General features: G+C 53.8%; 5 protein-coding genes and 1 pseudogene. 2 read left to right on the top strand and 4 right to left on the bottom strand.

All coding sequences use genetic code 11. The annotated features are described in order from the left end of the window. Positions 1 to 230, top strand: a pseudogene (locus tag AC2VLY_RS16870) (conjugal transfer protein TraB); the annotation flags it as partial. 3 nt (positions 231 to 233) lie between these two features. Here the strand turns inward: AC2VLY_RS16870 and AC2VLY_RS16875 are convergent. After that, positions 234 to 683, bottom strand: coding sequence for a HepT-like ribonuclease domain-containing protein (locus AC2VLY_RS16875; protein ID WP_486892541.1), 450 nt, complete (start codon positions 681 to 683; stop codon positions 234 to 236). 36 nt (positions 684 to 719) lie between these two features. On the opposite strand from AC2VLY_RS16875, the gene AC2VLY_RS16880 reads away from it, so the two are divergent. Then, entirely contained in the window at positions 720 to 1,913 is a 1,194-nt protein-coding gene (locus tag AC2VLY_RS16880; protein WP_486922693.1) for an RNA-guided endonuclease InsQ/TnpB family protein, read from the top strand. 163 nt (positions 1,914 to 2,076) lie between these two features. On the opposite strand, the gene AC2VLY_RS16885 is transcribed toward AC2VLY_RS16880, so the two are convergent. The 3 genes from AC2VLY_RS16885 to AC2VLY_RS16895 all read right to left on the bottom strand — a co-directional run bounded on the left by AC2VLY_RS16885 (position 2,077) and on the right by AC2VLY_RS16895 (position 3,243). Beyond that, on the bottom strand, positions 2,077 to 2,367 hold the full coding sequence (locus AC2VLY_RS16885; protein ID WP_486893346.1) for a nucleotidyltransferase family protein: 291 nt from the start codon (positions 2,365 to 2,367) through the stop codon (positions 2,077 to 2,079). Between the two features lie 236 nt (positions 2,368 to 2,603). After that, positions 2,604 to 2,888, bottom strand: a complete 285-nt coding sequence (locus tag AC2VLY_RS16890; protein ID WP_486893347.1) for a hypothetical protein — start codon at positions 2,886 to 2,888, stop codon at positions 2,604 to 2,606. A 7-nt stretch (positions 2,889 to 2,895) separates the two neighbouring features. Further along, complete coding sequence (locus tag AC2VLY_RS16895; protein ID WP_193651742.1) at positions 2,896 to 3,243, bottom strand: YbjQ family protein; 348 nt, start codon at positions 3,241 to 3,243, stop codon at positions 2,896 to 2,898. Between the last annotated feature and the right edge of the window lie 5 nt (positions 3,244 to 3,248).

Here is a 3,248-nt window from a genome sequence, read left to right on the forward strand (position 1 = left end):
GGGAAAGGAGCAGGACCGTTGCCGGAAAAACAGTTTTCGCCAACATCTGTTATGACCAGCTATTACCATGGGTATGGCTGGAGGCACTCATTCAGAAACCGGATATCATCCTGGCTGTATCCAACGTCTGGTGGGCCAAGGGGACAAGTATCCCGGGGGGCGAGCTGGAGACATCAGAGGCATGGGGTAGGTTGATGGCGACACCAGTGGTGTTTGCCATCAACCGATAGGGGTTATCTTCCGAAGTCGTCTCCAATATCCGGAGCTTCTTCATCGGCCAGCGCCTCAAGCGTTTGCTTCTTTACCGTATCTTGTTCTTCAATCATTTTGTCAATTTGCTGCTTGAGAACAGGTAAATCGGTCTGGATTGTATCCCAAACTGTCGCATGGTCCACTCCGAAATAACCATGAACGAGTACATTCCGCATCCTGTAAGCGTTCTTCAACGCAGTAAGGTCGTCTTTTGAGACAATATCCTTGCATTGATCCAGCACATGGTGTGCTGCTTCGCCAATGATCTCAAAGTTCCTGACCACAGCGTCCTGGGCCATGGCATTAGAGAAGAAATCCTGTTTCGACAGTGACTCCGTATAGAAGAAAATGCGATTTATCCAGTTTGCGCGGAAAACCCCGCCGTTCATGGCGGGGATGGATAGCGCCTCCCGTTCGTGTCCTGTTCCCATATTTCATTTTAACCCCTTATTCTGTATAATAAAACCATGCGAATACAAAAGGCTGTGCGCTATCGTCTGGACCCTACACCGGAGCAGGAATCGCTCCTGGCACGGGCGGCGGGCTGTGTGCGCTTTGTCTGGAATCGTGCCCTGGCGATCCAGAAATCCTATCTGGATTCCGGCTGCGGTATCCTGTCCTATGTGGAACTGGCCAAGTGCCTGACCACCTGGCGCAATGGCACATCTTTCGGCTTTCTGGCTGAATCGCCCTCGCATCCACAGCAGCAGGCACTTAGAAATCTCGACCGGGCCTTCAAGGAAGCCTTTAATCCCGCCAATCCCAAGCGGTTTCCGGTCTTCAAGAAAAAAGGCCGGAACGACAGCTTGCGCTATCCCGATCCGGAGCAGATTAAGCTCGATCTGCACAACAGGGATGCGGACGGACGGCATCGGCTTCCTCGTATCTTTCTGCCGAAGATCGGCTGGGTGAAGTTCCACAAGTCCTGTCCCATCGGCGGCGAGATCCGCAATGCCACGGTGCGGAGCATCGCCGGACACTGGTATGCCTCCATCCAGATCGAGCGCGTGATTTTTCCCCAGGCTCCGCAAGGCGAAGCTGCCGGACTGGACCTGGGCGTTCGCGAGTTCGCAGCCCTCTCCGACGGGACGTTCGTGGAACCCATTAACGCCTACCGGCATTGGGAAACACGTCTGGCGCGGGCGCAACAGGCTATGGGCCGCAAGGTCCGATTCAGCCACAACTGGCAGAAAGCGCGGATCAGGGCTCAGCGTATTCATCGCAAAATCGCAGCGATTCGGGAGGACTTCCTGCACAAGACTTCGACACGGCTTTGCAAAAGCCACGCAGTGCTCGTGATCGAAGATCTGGAAGTCCAGTCGATGAGCGCGTCGGCAGCCGGGACGGTGGAACAGCCCGGCACGCTGGTTCAGGTGCAATCGCGCTTTAACAAGGCGATTCTGGACCAGGGCTGGTACACGTTCCGGCGAATGCTGGAATACAAGACGGAGTGGCACGGGGTGCTACTGCGGATCATGCCGCCGGAAGGCACTTCGACGACCTGCCCGGAGTGCGGGCACGAAGCCGAAGCCAACCGTCCGGGGCTGCGAAAGTGGTTTCAGTGTGTCAGTTGCGGTCATCGGGAACACTCCGGGACCGTAGCGGCACGCAATCTCTTAAAAAGGGCTGGACAAGTCCGGTTAGCCTGTTCTGCGGCATAGCTTGTCGCAGCGTTGGTCCATTGTGGATCAATCCAAGGAGCGCAGTAAGGCTCCTGATGGCAGGAAGGAATCCTCGTCCTTCAGGGCGAGGAGGAAGTCAACGATCCCTGGATGTGCCCCAGAAAATCCTCCAGGCGCAAATCCTCCAAGCGCGGCTTGTGGGTCATATTGATTTCGCGTCCTGAAGCGCCCTGGTGAGAAACCGCTTAGAGGGCGCACTTGATGTGATGACATCAACGTGGACTTTTAGCAGGTCCTGCAACTCCTCTGCCATATGGGCTTGTTCCAGCAGGGTCAGGCCTGGCTGCCTATCCACCAGAATATCAATGTCGCTACCTTCAATGTCCTCGCCTCTGGCAACTGAACCGAAAACACGAGGGTTAGTGGCATGGTGCGCTGCAATGATCTGTAGGACATCCTCACGATGCCTTAGCAAGATTTCAGAAGGACGCATCACATATCTCCAATGACTAGGATAACCTACCGATATTATATGGCATTCTAACGCTCATCTCATCAACTCCGCCGCATGGATCACCAGAAGATAGATCTGGCATCTGATAAACCTAAGCGATTTTTCTTTGCGGTTCCGGATGCAGGATTTCTGTTGCCTTCGTGAGTCGCAACCGATAGTGCCAGTATGCCCATGACTGTGGACGAAACCAACCTGGTTCCGCATGCCGCAACACATCAATCAACTGATCCTTTCCCAGTAACCGGTGTTGCTACATATTTTGGTCTTGCAGCTATCAAATTTTCATCTGCCCCTAGCCTTATCCAATCATCATCATTCCACTCAGTAATAGCCTCAATGAGGCTATCCCCATAGGCTACAACTGGAAAATTTGGATGCGACGGACACCTGACCACAAAAATTCCCACTTCAACCTGTGTTACTTCTGGGGTTTTTCCACACTTAGGACAACCAAGAAGGTTCATTTCATTAGCCATAAAATCTTCAGATCCGGCCAGCACGCATTCATTATCCTTCCGGAACCAGAACCACAGCCGTGCCATAGGCCGTGACTTCTTCCATGACCTGACCCTGGCCAGAGTCGAATTCTCCGGAATCGAAACGCATACCCAGAACGGCGTTGGCTCCGGCTGATTCAGCACTTTGCAGGAGTTGGGCCAGCGCATCGTCACGGGTCTGGTTGATCATGTTGCCAGCCCCAGTCTGGCGCCCACCAAAAATGGCGGCAATTCCACCCATGCGATTACCGATAAAATTCCTGGATCGTACGGCGGTGCCATAAACAGTCCCCATCACTTCGCTGATACGGTAGCCGGGGATGCTTTCAATGGTCACAATCAGGACCTGACTGCTCATGATTG

It is taken from the genome of Acidithiobacillus sp. TH-A36 (genome assembly GCF_057473445.1).